At 74.4% G+C, this 16,368-nt stretch carries 17 protein-coding genes; 3 read left to right on the forward strand and 14 right to left on the reverse strand.

From position 1 onward, the window contains the following. Positions 1-153 precede the first annotated feature (153 nt). The 3 genes from ACIQCH_RS02010 to ACIQCH_RS02020 form a co-directional block, all read right to left on the reverse strand. A complete protein-coding gene (locus tag ACIQCH_RS02010; protein ID WP_402576917.1) occupies positions 154-990 on the reverse strand; it encodes a VOC family protein in 837 nt (278 codons plus the stop codon). Between the two features lie 85 nt (positions 991-1,075). Further along, the gene (locus tag ACIQCH_RS02015) at positions 1,076-1,762 is read right to left on the reverse strand and encodes a response regulator (protein WP_402576919.1); all 687 of its coding nucleotides are present in this window, start codon (positions 1,760-1,762) and stop codon (positions 1,076-1,078) included. Continuing rightward, positions 1,759-3,306: an ATP-binding protein gene (locus tag ACIQCH_RS02020; RefSeq protein ID WP_402577632.1), complete on the reverse strand. Its 1,548-nt coding sequence runs from the start codon at positions 3,304-3,306 to the stop codon at positions 1,759-1,761. Before ACIQCH_RS02020 ends, ACIQCH_RS02015 begins: the two co-directional genes overlap by 4 nt. Positions 3,307-3,541: 235 nt before the next feature. Between ACIQCH_RS02020 and ACIQCH_RS02025 the strand changes: the two genes are divergently transcribed. Together ACIQCH_RS02025 and ACIQCH_RS02030 are read left to right on the forward strand one after the other, a co-directional pair. Next, the gene (locus ACIQCH_RS02025) at positions 3,542-4,990 is read left to right on the forward strand and encodes a cation:dicarboxylate symporter family transporter (RefSeq protein ID WP_402576921.1); all 1,449 of its coding nucleotides are present in this window, start codon (positions 3,542-3,544) and stop codon (positions 4,988-4,990) included. A gap of 200 nt (positions 4,991-5,190) precedes the next feature. Further along, entirely contained in the window at positions 5,191-7,002 is a 1,812-nt protein-coding gene (locus ACIQCH_RS02030; RefSeq protein WP_402576923.1) for a sigma-70 family RNA polymerase sigma factor, read from the forward strand. A gap of 93 nt (positions 7,003-7,095) precedes the next feature. Here the strand turns inward: ACIQCH_RS02030 and ACIQCH_RS02035 are convergent, their stop codons facing one another. The 10 genes from ACIQCH_RS02035 to ACIQCH_RS02080 form a co-directional block, all read right to left on the reverse strand. After that, positions 7,096-7,470, reverse strand: a complete 375-nt coding sequence (locus ACIQCH_RS02035; RefSeq protein ID WP_402576925.1) for a hypothetical protein — start codon at positions 7,468-7,470, stop codon at positions 7,096-7,098. Between the two features lie 87 nt (positions 7,471-7,557). Next, on the reverse strand, positions 7,558-8,004 hold the full coding sequence (locus tag ACIQCH_RS02040; protein WP_402576927.1) for a roadblock/LC7 domain-containing protein: 447 nt from the start codon (positions 8,002-8,004) through the stop codon (positions 7,558-7,560). A 46-nt stretch (positions 8,005-8,050) separates the two neighbouring features. Next, on the reverse strand, positions 8,051-8,827 hold the full coding sequence (locus tag ACIQCH_RS02045; protein WP_402576929.1) for a transcriptional regulator: 777 nt from the start codon (positions 8,825-8,827) through the stop codon (positions 8,051-8,053). After that, positions 8,824-9,399 carry a hypothetical protein gene (locus ACIQCH_RS02050; protein ID WP_402576931.1) on the reverse strand — a complete coding sequence of 192 codons (576 nt, stop codon included), beginning with the start codon at positions 9,397-9,399 and terminating at the stop codon, positions 8,824-8,826. Before ACIQCH_RS02050 ends, ACIQCH_RS02045 begins: the two co-directional genes overlap by 4 nt. A gap of 206 nt (positions 9,400-9,605) precedes the next feature. Beyond that, positions 9,606-10,310: a (2Fe-2S)-binding protein gene (locus ACIQCH_RS02055; protein ID WP_402576933.1), complete on the reverse strand. Its 705-nt coding sequence runs from the start codon at positions 10,308-10,310 to the stop codon at positions 9,606-9,608. Between the two features lie 67 nt (positions 10,311-10,377). Beyond that, positions 10,378-11,049, reverse strand: coding sequence for a hypothetical protein (locus ACIQCH_RS02060; protein ID WP_402576935.1), 672 nt, complete (start codon positions 11,047-11,049; stop codon positions 10,378-10,380). Beyond that, positions 11,046-11,495 (reverse strand): DUF6114 domain-containing protein, encoded by a 450-nt coding sequence (locus ACIQCH_RS02065; RefSeq protein ID WP_402576937.1) that lies wholly within the window; start codon positions 11,493-11,495, stop codon positions 11,046-11,048. Before ACIQCH_RS02065 ends, ACIQCH_RS02060 begins: the two co-directional genes overlap by 4 nt. Continuing rightward, complete coding sequence (locus ACIQCH_RS02070; protein ID WP_234331908.1) at positions 11,486-12,154, reverse strand: DUF6230 family protein; 669 nt, start codon at positions 12,152-12,154, stop codon at positions 11,486-11,488. The genes ACIQCH_RS02065 and ACIQCH_RS02070 overlap by 10 nt, the downstream gene beginning before the upstream one ends. Positions 12,155-12,279: 125 nt before the next feature. Next, a complete protein-coding gene (locus ACIQCH_RS02075; RefSeq protein WP_402576939.1) occupies positions 12,280-13,041 on the reverse strand; it encodes a MerR family transcriptional regulator in 762 nt (253 codons plus the stop codon). An 18-nt stretch (positions 13,042-13,059) separates the two neighbouring features. Further along, the gene (locus ACIQCH_RS02080; protein WP_402576941.1) at positions 13,060-13,785 is read right to left on the reverse strand and encodes a TetR/AcrR family transcriptional regulator; all 726 of its coding nucleotides are present in this window, start codon (positions 13,783-13,785) and stop codon (positions 13,060-13,062) included. Between the two features lie 125 nt (positions 13,786-13,910). On the opposite strand from ACIQCH_RS02080, the gene ACIQCH_RS02085 reads away from it, so the two are divergent. Then, on the forward strand, positions 13,911-15,131 hold the full coding sequence (locus ACIQCH_RS02085) for a saccharopine dehydrogenase family protein (RefSeq protein ID WP_402576943.1): 1,221 nt from the start codon (positions 13,911-13,913) through the stop codon (positions 15,129-15,131). Positions 15,132-15,182: 51 nt separating this feature from the next. Here ACIQCH_RS02085 and ACIQCH_RS02090 read toward each other — a convergent pair whose 3' ends face one another. Then, complete coding sequence (locus ACIQCH_RS02090; protein WP_402576945.1) at positions 15,183-16,361, reverse strand: low temperature requirement protein A; 1,179 nt, start codon at positions 16,359-16,361, stop codon at positions 15,183-15,185. Positions 16,362-16,368: the final 7 nt, after the last annotated feature.

The raw sequence follows: 16,368 nt of genomic DNA on the forward strand, positions 1-16,368 counted from the left end.
GCTCCGCCCCTGGCCTTCGGCCACCCCAGGCCCGGGCCTGCCTCCGGACCAGCCTGCCATACCGGCTCAAGCGCCTCCCCCACACACCACGGGACGGCGACTCCCGCGAGTTCGCGGAGCCGGGTCTTGGTCGGTCGGTGGTCTGGCAGGCGGCTACGCCGGCGCGGCCGCCGGCTCCGCACCCGGGTCCCCGTCGGGGTCCTGGGCCCGCTCGGGCACGGCCGTGGTCACGGTGAAGAGACCGCCGTCGGGGTCGCGCAGGGTGATCCAGCGGTGGTTCTCGTCGGCCTGGACGGGGGTGACCGCGGTGCCGCCGAGCAGAGTGGCGGTGTTGACCGCCTCGTCGAGGTCGGGGACCCGGAAGTGCACGTGCCAGCGGGGGCGCACCTGGGGGTCGGGGGTCTCCTCGATGGCCCCGCCGCGCAGCCGGGCCACCGGCTGCCCGGCGTGCGCGAGGACGACCTGGTCGTCCTCGTAGCTCACCGTGCAGCAGCCGTTCTGCTCGTTCGCCCAGCCCAGCACCTCGCCGTAGAAGATCGCCGCGGCGAAGGCGTCCCGGGTGTAGAGCTCCAGGCCGGCGGGGGCGCGGCTGTGGCCGACGGCCCAGTCGCGGATCACCCGACCCTGCCAGATCCCGAAGATGGCGCCGTGCGGATCGGCGGCCAGGGCGGCCCGGCCGAGCCCGAAGGAGAGCGGGCCGACGGCCACGGTCCCGGTGCGCTCGCGGATCCGGGCGGCGGTCGCGTCGGCGTCGGCGACGGCGAAGTACGGGATCCACGCCACGGAGACCGCGAAGCTCTCGGCCAGCGCCCCGATCCCGGCGACCGGCGCCCCGTCGAGGAAGGCGACGCTGAACGCGTCGCCCATCTGGCCCTGGCGGAAGTGCCACCCCAGGACCGCGCCGTAGAAGTGCTGCGCCGCCTCCAGATCACGGGCCGTGAGGCTGATCCAGCAGGGCGTGCCGAACACGTCCTGGCTCGTCGTCGGCACGACTGTCACCCCCGTCGGGCAGGAACAGGTTGCTACTGCCAACGCTACCCCCGGGCGCCGCCGGCCAACGGGAGACCCGGCCGGGTCAGCGCGTCGGGAGCCACCGGTAGTGCAGCTCGGGGCGGCCGACCTGGCCGTACTGGGGGCTGCGTCCGGCCCGCTCGGTGTCGACGAGGTGCTCCAGGTAGCGGCGGGCGGTGATCCGCGAGATGCCCGCGCCCTCGGCGAGGGCGGCGGCGGTGAGACCGTCGGCGGCGGCCCGCAGCAGGGCGGTGACCCGTTCGAGGGTGGGGGCGCTGAGCCCCTTGGGCAGGGCCGCGGGCTGCGGGGCGCGCAGGGCGGACAGCGCCCGGTCGACCTCGTCCTGGCCGCTGGCCTCGCCGGCGGCGGCCGTCCGGTACTCCGCGTAGCGCAGGAGGCGGTCGCGCAGGGTGGTGAAGGCGAAGGGCTTGAGGACGTACTGCACCACGCCGAGCGAGACGCTCTCGCGGACCACGGCCAGGTCCCGGGCCGAGGTCACCACCATGACGTCCGCGGGGTGGCCGGCCGCGCGCAGCGCGCGGGCCAGCCCGAGCCCGTGCCCGTCGGGCAGGTAGAGGTCGAGGAGGAGCAGGTCGACGGGGGTGCGGTCGAGTTCCCGGCGGGCGGCGGCGGCCGAGTGGCAGACGCCGGCCACGGCGAAGCCCGGGACCCGGCCGACGTACAGGGCGTGTGCGTCGGCCGCGACGGGGTCGTCCTCGACGACCAGGACCCGGATGTCCGGCTCGGTCACGCGGGGGCTCCTTCCCGCAGCGGCAGCCGTACGGTGAACTCGGCGCCGCCGTGCGCGGCGCGACCGGCCGCGACGCTCCCGCCGTGCCGCCGTACGGTCTGCCGGACCAGGGCCAGTCCGAGCCCGCGCCCGGGGCCCTTGCCGGACCAGCCGGCCTGGAAGACCTCGGCGCCGTCGGGCACTCCGGGGCCGTTGTCGGCCACGGTGAGCCGCAGCTCGGCCGGATCGTGGAGGGTGCGGGCGGTGACGGTGACGCGGGCGCCGGGGGTGCCGGTCACGGCGTCGACGGCGTTGTCGACGAGGTTGCCGAGCACGGTGACCAGGTCCCGGACCGGCAGCGAGGCGGGCAGGGCGCCGGCGGCCACCCCCGTGCCGGTGGCGACCACGAGCTCGACGCCCCGCTCGTGCGCCTGGGCCGCCTTGCCCAGGAGCAGGGCGGCCAGCACCGGCTCGTTCACGGCGGTGACGACCTGGTCGGTGAGGGACTGGGCGAGCTCGAGCTCGGCGGTGGCGAAGTCCACCGCCTCCCGGGTGCGGCCGAGTTCGATGAGGGAGACGGCGGTGTGCAGGCGGTTGGCCGCCTCGTGCGCCTGGGAGCGCAGGGCCTGGGTGAAGCCGCGTTCGTGGTCGAGCTCCCCGGCCAGGGCCTGGAGCTCGGTGTGGTCCCGGAGGGTGACGACGGTGCCGCGGCGGCCGCCGCTGGTGACGGGCGAGGTGTTGACCACCAGCACCCGCTCCCCGGTGAGGTGGACCTCGTCGACCCGTGGTTCGGCGGCGAGCAGGGCCCCGGTGAGCGGGGCGGGCAGGCCGAGCTCGGCGACGTTGCGGCCGCGGACGTCGGCCGGGCCGAGGCCGAGCAGGTCGCGGGCGCCGTCGTTGACGAGGGAGACGCGGCGCTGGCCGTCGAGCATGAGCAGGCCCTCGCGCACGGCGTGCAGGGTCGCCTCGTGGTAGTCGTACATGCGGCTGAGCTCGGCGGCGTTCATGCCGTGGGTGTGCCGGCGCAGCCGGGCGTTGACCACGTACGTGCCGAGGGCGCCCAGGGCGAGGGCGCCGGCCGCGACCCAGGCGAGGACGGCGAGCTGGCGGGCGAGCCGGTCCCCGACGGCCTCCACCGTGATGCCGGCCGCGACCAGGCCGGTGATCCGGCCCCCGTCCTGGATGGGGGTGACGACCCGGATAGAGGGTCCGAGGGTGCCGGTGTAGGTCTCGCTGAAGGTGCGGCCGTGCAGGGCGGCCGCGGTGTTGCCGAGGAACCGCTCGCCGATGCGCCGCGGGTCGCGGTGGGTCCAGCGCACGCCCGCGGGGTCCATGATCGTGACGAAGTCGACGCCGGAGTCGGCGCGGACCCGCTCGGCGTACGGCTGGAGGGCCGCGGACGGGTCGGGGCCGCGGACGGCGGCGTGCACGGAGGGGGCGTCGGCGACCGCCCGGGCCACGGCCTGCGCCTGGAGCCGGGCCGACTCCTCGGCCTGGGAGCGGGCGGTGGCGTACCCGAAGACCGCGCACCCGGCCACGACCACGGCGATCAGCACGGCCTGCATGGCGAAGAGCTGGCCGGCCAGGCTGCGGGGGCGCGGGCGGGGGATGCGGAACACGGTCGTCAGTCTGCCCCGGCCCGTGAACGAAATGAACGCAAGGGTGACCGCGGTCACAGCGCCGGTGGATAGTCGCCGGGACCCCCTCCCCGGCCGCGAGCCGCACACCCGCGTCCGGCGGGGCGGGTCCCCGGCACCCGGGACCGGTGTCCGGGCGAACGACACGACTGAAGGAGCCACCGTGGCCGTCGAGCGGGACACCACCGACACCACCGGCCCGGGCAGAGCCCGGCGGGACCGGACCCACTACCTCTACCTGGCGGTGATCGCCGCCGTGCTGCTGGGCATCGCGGTCGGGCTGGCCGCGCCCGGGGTGGCGGTCGAGCTGAAGCCGATCGGGACCGGCTTCGTGAACCTGATCAAGATGATGATCTCGCCGATCATCTTCTGCACGATCGTGCTGGGCGTGGGGTCGGTCCGCAAGGCCGCCAAGGTCGGGGCCGTGGGCGGGCTGGCGCTGGGCTACTTCCTGGTGATGTCGACGGTGGCGCTCGGGATCGGCCTGCTGGTGGGCAACCTGCTGGAGCCGGGCAGCGGCCTGCACCTGACGGAGGCGGTGCGCAGCGCCGGCGAGGCGCAGGCGAAGACGGGCGGGGCCGAGTCCACGCAGGAGTTCCTGCTGGGCATCATCCCGACCACGCTGGTGTCCGCCTTCACGGGCGGCGAGGTGCTGCAGACGCTGCTGGTGGCGCTGCTGTGCGGGTTCGCGCTGCAGGCGATGGGGAGCACGGGCGAGCCGGTGCTGCGCGGGATCGGGCACGTGCAGAAGCTGGTCTTCCGGGTGCTGTCGATGATCATGTGGGCGGCGCCGGTGGGCGCGTTCGGGGCGATGGCGGCCGTGGTCGGCGCGACCGGGCTCGATGCGCTGAAGTCCCTCGCCGTCATCATGATCGGCTTCTACACGACCTGTGTGCTGTTCGTCTTCGTGGTGCTGGGGACGCTGCTGCGGGTGGTCGCGGGGATCGGCGTGGTCTCCCTGCTGAAGTACCTGGGCCGCGAGTTCCTGCTGATCCTCTCCACCTCCTCGTCGGAGTCGGCGCTGCCCCGGCTGATCGCGAAGATGGAGCACCTGGGCGTCTCGAAGCCCGTGACCGGAATCACGGTGCCGACCGGCTACTCCTTCAACCTCGACGGCACCGCGATCTACCTCACCATGGCCTCGCTGTTCGTGGCCGAGGCGATGGGCACCCCGCTGAAGCTCGGCGAGCAGGTGTCGCTGCTGGTCTTCATGGTGATCGCCTCGAAGGGCGCGGCGGGCGTGACCGGCGCGGGCCTGGCCACCCTGGCCGGCGGCCTGCAGTCGCACCGGCCGGAGCTGGTGGACGGGGTCGGGCTGATCGTGGGCATCGACCGGTTCATGAGCGAGGCCCGGGCGCTGACGAACTTCGCCGGCAACGCGGTGGCCACGGTCCTGGTCGGTACGTGGACCAAGGAGTTCGACCGGGCGCGGGCGGCCGAGGTGCTGGCCGGGCGGCTGCCCTTCGACGAGACGACGCTGGTGGACGACGGTCACGGCGACCCGGCCGAGGCCGCCCGTCCGGCCTCCGACCTGGGCTCCGACCCGGCCGCCGGCCCCCGACCGGCCGCCGCCGGGAGCCCGGTCCCCGAACCGCGTCAGGTGGCTCCCTGACGCCCTGATTCCCCCCACGGGACGTCCCCGGGCCCCGCCCCACGCGGGGCCCGGGGGCTGTGGCGCGCCGGATCCCGGGGTACCGTGTCCGCCGCCCGGTCGGAAGAAAGTTTCGTCATTCCTGTTATCGGGCCGGTGGCCATCCGTCTCCCAGATGTTGGGCATCGACAACGTCCGGGACAGGCAGGGTGGAACGGGACATGAGAGAACAGCACGGCACGGAACTGGTCATCGCGGCACAGAACGGTGACCTGAAGGCACAGGACGAGCTGATCGCCGCCTACCTGCCGCTGGTCTACAACATCGTCGGCCGGGCGATGAACGGCCACCACGACGTCGACGACGTGGTGCAGGAGACCATGCTGCGCGCCCTCGACGGGCTGTCCGCACTCCGCTCCCCGGACAGCTTCCGGTCCTGGCTCGTGGCCATCGCCATGAACGGCATCCGCAGCCACTGGCAGGTGCAGCAGGCCGCACGGCCCGGCTTCGGCGCCGGCCCCCTCGACGACGCCCGCGACCTCGCCGACCCGGGCGCGGACTTCGTGGACCTCACCGTGATGCGGCTGAACCTTTCGGGCCAGCGGCGCGAGACCGCGGAGGCCACCCGTTGGATGGAACCCGAGGACAGCGCGCTGCTGTCGCTGTGGTGGCTGGAGTGCGCGGGCGAGCTGACCCGGCACGAGGTGGCGGCGGCCCTGGAGCTGTCCCCGCAGCACACCGCGGTCCGGGTCCAGCGGATGAAGGCCCAGCTGGAGACCGCGCGCGTGGTGGTCCGGGCACTCTCGGAGAACCCGCTGTGCCCCCAGCTGCGCAGCGAGATCGGCCTGTGGGACGGACGCCCGTCGGCGCTGTGGCGCAAGCGCATAGCCCGGCACGCCCGGTCCTGCGCGCACTGCGCCGGCCTGTGGTCCGGCCTGATGCCGGCCGAGGGGCTGCTGGCCGGCCTGCTGCTGGTGCCCCCGGCCGCGGCGCTGCTGGCGGGCGTGCGGCACGGCGCGGGCTTCGGGCTCACCGCTGCGGCCGCGCCGCAGCCGCCGTACGGGACGGGCGGCCCGTACGGGACGGACGGCGGCGCGTACGGCACCGGCGGGGGCCCGTACGGCGGCCACGGCGGCGCGCCCGGCACCCCGGGCCCGTACCAGGGCCAGCCGCTGGACGCGTACGAGACCCAGCCGATCAGCACCTACGGGAGCCCGACCCCCGAGGGGTACGAGACCCAGGCCGTGGCGGGGTACGAGACCCACGCCACCGGCGGCTCCGGCGGGCGCGGGGCCAGGCGCCGGCAGGCGCGCGGCCGGCGCCGTTCGGCCGTGGCGGCCGGCATCGCCGTGGTGGCCGTGGCCGGCGGGACCTTCTACTTCGTGACCGGGCCGGACGGGGACGCGGAGGTGGTGGACTCCACCCGGGCGGCCGCCGCCCCCGCGACCTCGCTCGCCACCTCCTCCGAGCCCGCCTCGCCCTCCGAGTCGGCCTCCCCGTCCGCCTCGGCCTCGCCGACGCCGAGCGCCAGCCCGACGCCGAGCAAGAGCCCGACGCCCAGGGCGACGCCGTCGAAGGCGCCCACCCGGCGCGCCCCCTCCCCCACCAGGAAGCCGCGTCCGACCAGGTCCGCGGGCGGCGGCTCCGGTTCGGTGGGCTCCACCGCGCAGAAGGTGATCGACCTCGTCAACGCCGAGCGCGCCAAGGCCGGTTGCGGTGCGCTGACCGCCAACTCCAAGCTGATGCGGGCCGCGCAGGGCCACTCGGACGACATGGCGGCGCGCAACTTCTTCGACCACACCAACCCGGACGGTGACGGCCCGGGCGAGCGCGTCACGGCCGCCGGCTACCGGTGGTCGACGTACGGCGAGAACATCGCGATGGGTCAGCGGACGGCCTCGCAGGTGATGGAGTCCTGGATGAACAGCTCGGGCCACCGGGCGAACATCCTCAACTGCTCCTTCAAGGAGATAGGCATCGGCATCCACTCCTCGGGCGGCCCGTACTGGACCCAGGTGTTCGGCGCGCGCTAGGAGACGGAACCCGGGCACGGTCCCCGGACGCACGGGTGCCCCCGCATCGACAGGCGGGGGCACCCGTGCGTGTGGCGCGTTCGGGCGGCCGGGTCAGACGTCCAGTTCGTTCTCGATCTTCCTGAGCTGGTGGCGGGCCATCGCGAGGTTGGCCCGCTTCTTGTCCAGCGCCAGGTAGAGGAACAGCCCGTCGGTGCCGCGGCCCTTGAGGAGCCTGATCAGGTGGTACTGGCCGCCGAGGGTGATCAGGATGTCCTCGATGTCGTCCTTGAGGCCCAGCATCTCCATCGTGCGGACCTTGGCGCGGACCACGTCGGTGTTGCCGGCGGCGGCGACGTTGAGGTCGAGGTCCTTGCCGCCGCCGATGGTTCCCAGGGCCATGCCGCTGGTGTAGTCGACGAGCGCGGCGCCGATCGCGCCTTCGATGAGTGTGGTGGCTTCCTTGAGGGCGGTCTCGGTGTTCGCCATGAGTGGTGCACTTCCTTCTGTCGGACCATCGTTGGATGGGGGAACGGTGTCGTGGAGGGGGCGTCGGGCGGGCGCGGCCGCCGCGGCTCAGGAGTCGCGGCGGGTGAGGGCCCGGTCGACCAGCTCGCCTATGCGGGCGCTGGAGCGGCGGGCCTCCAGGTGGAGGCGGCCGACGTTGATCCGCGGCTCGGCGAGCAGCGTGAGGACGGCCTGGCCACCTGCCGCGTAGGTGGCGACGTACCCGTCGGCGCCGCGGACCAGGAGCTCCCGGAAGTCGCCCTGGCCGGTGGCGTCGGTCAGCCGCTGGGCCACCCCGAGCGCGGCGGCGGTCAGCGCCGCGACGCCCTCGGGTTCGATGGCCGGGGTCTCCTGGGCGAGGACGAGGCCGTCCACGCTGGCGGCGAGGGCTCCGGTCAGCTGCGGCAGCCGGGCCCGCAACCTCCTTAGTTCGCCGAGGACTTCGGGCTCTGCCGTCATCAACTGCTTCCTTTCATGCTGTCTCCTCTCGGCGCGCTGTCGCATCGGGAGCCTCATGACGGCGAACACGGAGCCTGGCCGCGGATGCCGGGCGAGGGGACGGTCACAGGGTTGCCTCCAAGGCGTCACGGAGCCGACGGAGCAGGGCGACGTCCGGGGAGGCGACCTGCGTTACCCATCCGGGCAGGGTCGAGGGAGCGGGTGGCGGGGGTTCGTACGGGGTCTGCACCAGGCCCATGGCCGCCAGCCTGCGCACCTCGAGGAGGGTGTGGAACGCGGGGCGGCCCAGCAGCCAGGCGAGCGCGGCCGGGGTCCGGGTGCCGTCGGCCGCGGCGAGCAGGGCCCGCTGGCGCGGGGTGACGCTCTGGCCGGGTGCGGCGGGCCGGGGGACCACGGGCGCGGTGTCGAGGGCGGGGTACGGCCAGACGGTGTCCAGCAGCTCCCGGCGGCGGACGGTCTCGCGCTCGACGGCGTCGGCGGAGACGGAGCGTACCGGTCCCATCCAGTGGGTGGCGCCGCTTCGGAACCGGGACGGGCCGCTGCTCGGGGCGAGGGCGAAGAAGGCCGCGTCGAAGACGGCTCCCAGGTGGCAGATCTCGAGTTCGCCGTCGGCGAGCCGGCCGCTCTCGACGAGGAAGCGGCCGACGGCGCGGCGGGCTCCGGCCCGGTTGACGGCCTCCTGCCAGCCCTCGGGGGCGAGCCGGCCGCCGGCGGTGAGCAGGACGTCGATGCCGGGGGTGGCGGGGCTCTCGGCGTGCACGACGCGCCCGTCCTCGAGGAAGAGGGTGCCGTGGTCGCGCATGAGGGCGCCGGTGGCGCGTTCCTCGGCGAGGCGGTGGAGCAGGTGGGAGGTGGTCGCGGCGGCGGTGTGCGTACTCATCCCAGGACCAGCCGCCCGGCGAGGTCGCGGAGTCGGATCCGGGCGAGGGCGAGGTTGCCCGTGTCGCGGTCCAGCCACAGGTGGAGGAAGACGCTGCTGTCGAAGCTGGTCTCGACGAAGCGCAGGACGTGGTAGCCGCTGCGGGTGGTGACGATGACGTCCTCCACGGGTGGGGCGTTGTCGGCCGGAGGCGCGGCGGGGGCCCTGTTCCCGCCCTGGAACGGCGGGGGCGGGGGCGGCGGGCCGACGGGCTTGGGCGGCACGCCGGGGACGAAGGCCGGCACGAGCGCGGCCGCGGCCGGTCCGATCGCGGCGCGTGCGCTGGGGCCCGGGCCGAGCGCGGCCCGGGCGACGCGCGGGGCGGCCGGTGGCGGCCCGGGCGCCGAGAAGGTCTCGTACTCGGCTGCCGCGCGCGCCAGTTCGGCGGTCTCGGCAGCGGTGGTTTCATGGTCGCCACCGGGCGACTCGCCTATGGTGCCCAGTGCGAGGCCACTGCTCCAGTCGACCAGGGCGGCACCGCGGGCACCCGGCACCGCCATGGCTTGCAGCAGACACTCATCGATTCCGGGCACGCGGGCTCCCCTCCCCGCCGACCGTGCGCGATGACGGATGCGTACGGGCGGCGACTCAGACGCTACTCAACGTCCACGGCCCGATGGGGTGTTCTGGCAATTTCCATCGGAACATGCCGAAAATCAGTACGCTGGGCCGGAACCTTTTGGTCCGGCCCGGCCCGCACCCGGTCAGCCGATGATCGACTGCCCGGGTGCGGGCGGTCTCAGACCCGCCCGGACCTGCGGGTCCGCAGGACGCAGTCCCCGCAGAGCCCGCCGCCCGGCGCCCGGTAGTAGAGGCAGCAGCTGCGGCGGACGAAGGCGGTGCCGAGCTCGTCGTCGTGGACGAAGAGGGCCGCCGTGCCGGCGAGCGGGCCGTCGTCGCCGAGGAGTTCCCCGACGGTGCCGCCGGGCGCGTACGGAGACCCGGGGGCCCGGTTCATGAGCACGCGCAGGGCGCCGACGAGGGCGGAGGCCGCGTTGCCGCGCAGGATCTGCGGGGAGAGCCCGTACCCGGCGCGCAGGGCCGGGTCCAGCACGCCGAGGTTGGCCTCCAGCACGGTGGCGGCCAGCGCCCGCGGGGGCGGCTCGTGGCGCAGGGCGGGTTCCGGGAGCCAGAGCTGCAGCGACTCGCCGGGCGGGAGGCTCCAGAGCAGGCGGTCGGGCGGGAGGTCGAGGACGCGGCCGCCGAGCGCGGCGGAGCCGAGGGCGAGGGAGCAGAGCCGCGAGGCCAGGCCGAGGTGCGCGGTGGAGGCGGCGACGCGCAGGTCGCGGGTGCCCATGCGGCGGGCCACCTCGGCGACGTACGGGGCAAGTCGCTCGCCGTACAGCTCGGTGAGGGGCCGCAGGCCGGAGTCCGCCGGGGGCGTGCCGTGGGCCAGTGTGAAGTAGGGGCCGACGGCGGCCAGTCGGTCGAGGATCGCGCTCACGGGCAGCCAGTATGCCGCTGTCCGGCCCGGGGGCCGGACAGCGGGGTGGGCGCGGGACCGGGGGGCGTCAGTCGGTGACGGTGATCTGCTGGGCCGGGTCGGTCGTGTCGGTCACCAGGTAGGTGGCCGTGAAGCTGGACGTGGTGGCGCTCGTCGGGCAGCCGAAGCCGCCGACGACCTTGACCGGCACGGCGGCGCCGGCGAAGGCGAGCGAGGACGGGGCGCCGTTGGTCCAGGTGCCGGTGGCCGCGGCGGGGCCGGTGGGCGCGGCCGTGACCGTACAGCTGGCGAGGCCGCTGGTGCGCACGACCAGGCCGCCGGTGGGGACGGTCATGGAGCCCACGACCGGTGCGCCGTTCTGCATCGAGACGGCCCAGGTCCCGCTGGTGGTCACGGTCGCGGAGACGCCCGGGATGCTGGTGGTGCAGGAGGTGAAGGTGGGCGCCGTGATGGTGTTGCTCACCGGGCCGGCGGCGTTGTGGTTGCCGGGGGCGGCCGGGACGGAGCCGGTGGAGACGGAGGCGGAGCAGGTCACCGTGACGGAGCCGGCCTTGAGCGTGGCCTTGCCGGTGAGCGCGGCCTTGAAGGCGTGTCCGGCGGGGGTGACCGTGGTGGAGCCGGCCAGCGGGCCCTGGGCGGTGGCGCCCGCCACCGCGGGGGTGGCGAGGGCCAGGCCCGCGGCCGCCCCTAACGCGAGGGCGGTGCGGAGAGCGGTACGACTGCGGGTGCCGGTGGTCATGAGGGGTCTCCTTGGGGAGGTGGGGGGGCGGGCGCGGCCGTGGGGAGCGGGCGCCAGGCGAACATCAGACCGCCGCCGACGATGCCGAGGACGGTTCCGATCAGGAAGCCGCCCAGGTTCGACAGGACGAGGGCGGCGCAGGCGAGCAGCGTGGTCACGATGCCGGCCAGGGAGCGGTGGTGGGGGGCGAACCAGCCCGCGAGGCCCATCACGATCATGATGAGCCCCATCAGGACGGACGGGATGCCCGCGACTCCCTGGTGGAGCATGACCTTCAGCGGGGCCAGGGGGATCGCGCAGATCTCCAGGCCGGCCAGGACCGTGAGCAGGCCGCCCCAGAAGGGGCGGCTGCGGCGCCAGCGGCGCCACGCGCGCACCGCGCGGACCGCGCGGACCGGTGGGGACGGGACGGCTGCGGCGGACGCGCCGGACGTGGTCAGAAGCATTCCTTCTTGCCCTTGGAGACGGACATGCTGAGGCCGCTCAGCGAGAAGGTGCCGGCGTTGGTGGCCCAGGCCGTCTGGTGGAGGTGGGTGATGGAGACGTCGTCGGCCTGCTGGCCGAAGAGGTCCTGCATGCCCTGTGCGCCGTCGGGGCCCTTGTCCATCGTGGAGGCGTCGCGGCCGATCTCGATGTTGTGGAAGAGGGCGTCGCCGGAGAGCTGGGTGGCGTCCACGAAGAGGTCGGTGGCCTGCACGGGGGTCTTCTTGCCGGCGGTGAGGTTGAGCGAGATGTCCCCGATGACCGGCAGGGTGGTGACCACCGACTGGCACAGGTTGTGCAGTTCGGCCTTCTTGATGGCGGTGACGGCCACCGGGAGGAGGTCCTCGCGGGCGTTGGTGTCGATGCCGCCGTACTGGGCGAAGCCGGTGCCGGTGAGGCTGTCGGCGGATACCTTGAACTGCTGTCCGGAGACGGCGAACGAGGCGGCGAGCGCGCCGTTGGCCAGGGCGATGGCGAGGCCGGCGGTGACGGCGAGGGCGGGTACGGTCAGGACGGCGAAGCGTCTCCAGCCGACCTTGCCGACGGTCCCGGCCGGGGCGTCGGGCCCGGGGCCGGCGGCCGACCCGGCGTCGGGGCCGGGTGGTAACTGGGCTTCCTGCATGGTGACATGTCCCCTTGTCAGTGAGGTGAACGTGCCGTGCGGAGGATGTCGGGGTTGTTACCGACGAGTTGAACGTATGAGTGCCAATGGCCGTTGGCAAGGTTGCTGCAACGGTGGTTTTCGGCCTACTCGGACTGCGCCTCAGGACCGCTCGTCGGCCCCAGCAGCAGCTCCAGTTCCGCCGTGACGCGCGCCGCCATCGCCCGGGCGAACTCGGTGGTCACGACCTCGCCGACCACCGGGCGCAGGGCCGCCACCGCCTCGGCGACCTCCCCGAGGCGGTCCGCGGACAGCCGTTCCAGGCCGCCCTCGCCGATCACGTGCCGCCGGAACAACCCCACGAACCGGTCGGCGACTTCGGCGGCCGCACGCTGGAGGAACTCCCCCTCGTCCAGGACCTCGGCGACCGGTACGCCCTGCCGCGCCAGGATCAGCGCGGCCTCCAGCAGCCGCGCGCTGCGGTGGGTGACGTCGTCCCCGTCGACCGACAGGTAGCCCAGTTCGGCGGCCCGCCGGGAGTCCTCGGAGGTGCCGCCGGGGCCGAAGAGTTCGCGCAGCCGGGCCCGCGGCATGGTGACCGGATCCTCGCGGGACCAGTCGCGGGTCATGGCGCGTTCCAGTCCGAGGAGTTGGGACAGGCCGCCGCCGCGCTCCCAGGCGCCCAGGAGTTCGGCGATGGCGTTGACGCTGTAGCCGCGGCCCAGCAGGTCGTCGATGAGCCGCAGGCGGACCAGGTGGTCCTCGGAGTACCAGGCGATCCGGCCCTCGCGGCGGGGCGGCGGCAGCAGGCCGCGCTCCTGGTAGTAGCGCAGGTTGCGCTCCTTCACCCCGGCGGCCTCCGCCAGTTCCTCCCGGCGGTACCGCGCCTCCCCCTGTGCCTGCGTCACCCGCGCGAGTGTAGAGCGTTACCGGCCGGTCGGGTCGTTCCTCCCGGCGGCCGTGAGCTGGGCTTCCGCACTGTCCAGGAGCATCTCCAGCGCCACCGGGTACGCGCTGTCCTTCATCCGGGCGGCCAGCAGCCCGGCCGTGGCCGCCAGATGCGGGTAGCGGTCCGCGGGCAGTCGGGCGTACGTCGTCTCCCACATCTCCTCGTCCGCGGCGCGCGTCTCGGCGGCCAGCGCGAGCGAGCCCGCGTCCAGTGCCGCGAAGGCCAGGCTCTGGTCGACGAACGCGTGGTAGGTCCGTACGGCGGCCGGATCGGGGAAGCCCGCGGTGCGCAGCACGCCCAGGATCGCCTCGTCCGCGGCGATCTCGCGCGGCCGGCCGGTGACGCGGCTGGCGGTCAGGACCGCGGCCTGCGGGTGGGCGAGGTAGGCGCCGTGGATGCGCAGGCCGAGGGCGCGCAGGTCGGCCCGCCAGTCACCGGTGGCCGTCCAGCCCTCCAGCGCGCGGCCGGTGAGCTCCTCGCCGATGGCCCGGGTCAGGTCGTCCATGCCGGCGAAGTAGCGGTAGAGGGTGCTGGGGTCGGCACCGAGGGCGGCACCGAGGCGGCGGGCGCTCAGCCCGTTGCTGCCGTGTTCGCGCAGCATCCGCAGCGCGGTCTCGACGATCAGCCGCTCGGACAGGACGGTGCCCCGCTTCGTGGGGCGGCGCCGCCTGCGCGCCGGCTCCGGTACCACCTGCTTCGCCATCGCGACGCCTCCCTCCCGCCCCGCCGGGGGCCGATCCTTATGCCAACGCCATTGACCTTATCGCGGGCCAACGCGTTTGATCGTGCCGCGAGGGGCGAGGCGCCTCCCGGAGAGAGGGTTCTGTCATGCGTGTTCTGCTGGTCGGGGCGGGCGGCGTGGGCACCGCGATCACCAAGATCGCGGCCCGTCGGGCGTTCTTCGAGCACATGGTCGTCGCGGACTACGACCAGGGGCGGGCGGAGGCCGCGGTGGCCGCGCTGGGGCCGGACGAGAAGCGGTTCAGCGCCTGCCGGGTCGACGCCTCGGACCGGGCGGCGGTCGTGCGGCTGCTGGCCGAGCACGACTGCGGGGTGCTGCTCAACGCGACCGACCCGCGGTTCGTGATGCCGCTGTTCGAGGCGGCCCTCGAGGCCGGCGCGCACTACCTCGACATGGCGATGTCCCTGTCGTACCCGCACCCGGAGCGCCCGTACGAGGAGTGCGGGGTCAAGCTGGGCGACGCCCAGTTCGAGCAGGCCGAGCGGTGGGAGCGGGCCGGCCGGCTCGCGCTCGTCGGGATGGGCGTGGAGCCCGGGATGTCGGACGTGTTCGCCCGGTACGCGGCGGACGAGCTGTTCGACGAGATCGAGGAGATCGGCATTCGCGACGGTGCAAACCTGTCCGTCGAGGGATACGAGTTCGCCCCCTCCTTCAGCATCTGGACCACCATCGAGGAGTGCCTGAACCCGCCGGTGGTGTACGAGGAGGGCCGCGGCTGGTTCACCACCCCGCCGTTCAGCGAGGCGGAGGTCTTCGACTTCCCCGAGGGCATCGGCCCGGTGGAGTGCGTGAACGTCGAGCACGAGGAGGTGCTGCTGATCCCGCGGTGGGTGCCGGCCAAGCGCGTCACCTTCAAGTACGGGCTCGGCGACGACTTCATCGGCAAGCTCAAGGCCCTGCATGCGCTCGGCCTGGACAGCACCGCCCCGGTGACCGTGCCGGGCGGCGCGGGCGCGGTGCGGGTCTCGCCCCGCGACGTGGTGGCCGCCTGCCTGCCCGATCCGGCGGGCCTCGGGGACCGGATGACCGGCAAGACCTGCGCGGGCACCTGGGTCAAGGGCGTCAAGGACGGCGCCCCGCGCGAGGTGTACCTGTACCACGTGGTCGACAACCAGTGGTCGATGCGGGAGTACGGCTCCCAGGCCGTGGTCTGGCAGACGGCCGTGAACCCGGTGGTGGCGCTGGAACTGATGGCCTCCGGGGGCTGGACGGGCGCGGGCGTCCTCGGCCCCGAGGCGTTCCCGCCGCGGCCGTTCCTCGACCTGCTCACGGAGTACGGCTCCCCCTGGGGGCTGCGCGAGCAGTGAGACCTCCCCGGGAGGCGACCTTTCGGGGGGCGCCTCCCGGGGGACCCCTGCTCAGGCCGCGGCGGTCGGCAGCGTGCGGCGCGCGAGGCGCTTGGCGTACGCCAGGTGTCCGATCGCCTCGGCGGCGAGCAGCAGGACGACCGCCCACGGCGGCAGCGCGTCCGCGACCAGCACGACCAGGAGCGGGACGGCGATGCCGGGCAGCGCCCAGGTCGCGGTGCGCGCCGGCGAGCCGCCGAAGCGCAGGGAGATCGCGCCGTGCGCCGCGTGGTAGAGGGCGAGGCCGCCGGCGAGGGCCCAGACCGCGCCGTGCGGGAGGTGGTCGTGGCCGGAGTCCTCGACGGCGGTGGAGAGGCCGGCGGCCATCGAGATGACGGCGGCGGTGACGAAGAAGTGCAGGAAGCCGCCGACGTCCCGGGCGAGGAGGTAGGCCTGCCGCGGGGTGGCGGCCGCGAAGTTGATCTCCGCTGCGGTGGTGGCGAAGTCGAAGTACGACCACCACAGCGCGGCCAGCAGCAGGAACCCGAGCAGCGCCACCAGGGCGGCGGCCGCGGTCCACGCCTCGTCGGTGGCGGTGATCAGACCCAGGACGGACTCGCCGAGCACGATGATCACGAAGAGGCCGACCCGCTCGACGAGGTGCCCCGTGTGCACCCGGGCGGGTACGCCGCGCCCGCGCGCCGTGAGCAGCAGGAGCATCTCGGCGGCCAGCAGCGCGGCCCATACGGGGTAGCGCCAGGGCGCGGGCACGAAGGCGGCGCCCGCCCACAGCACCGCGAAGAGCAGGCAGTACGTGAGCGGCCGCCAGCGGGGCAGGGCGTGCGGGGCCGGGTAGCGGGTGGCCGGCCACCACAGGGCGAGCAGGACGAGCCGGGTGCCGGCGTAGCCCAGGGCGTACGCGGTGCCGCGGTCGCCGGTGGCCTCGGGGACGGCGGCGGCCATCACGGCGAGGCAGAGCATCGCGGCGAGCATGGCCAGCCGGCGCCGCGGGCTGTCGTCCTGGAAGAGGTTGGCGGAGACGGTGAGGTTGGCCCACATCCACCAGGGCGGGAAGTAGAGGGCGAGGAAGACGCCGAAGTCGTGCCAACTCGGGTCGCCGTGCAGGGAGTGCGAGAGCTGGGCGACGAAGGCGACGAACACGAGGTCGAAGAAGAGTTCGAGCCAACCGGCGTGCCGTTCGGCCTCGGGGGCCGGGGCGGGCGACGGGGCCGGGGTGTCGAGGGTGCTCATCGGGCCG

The sequence above is a fragment of the Streptomyces sp. NPDC093225 genome, assembly GCF_044753805.1.
Taxonomy (GTDB): Bacteria; Actinomycetota; Actinomycetes; order Streptomycetales; family Streptomycetaceae; genus Streptomyces.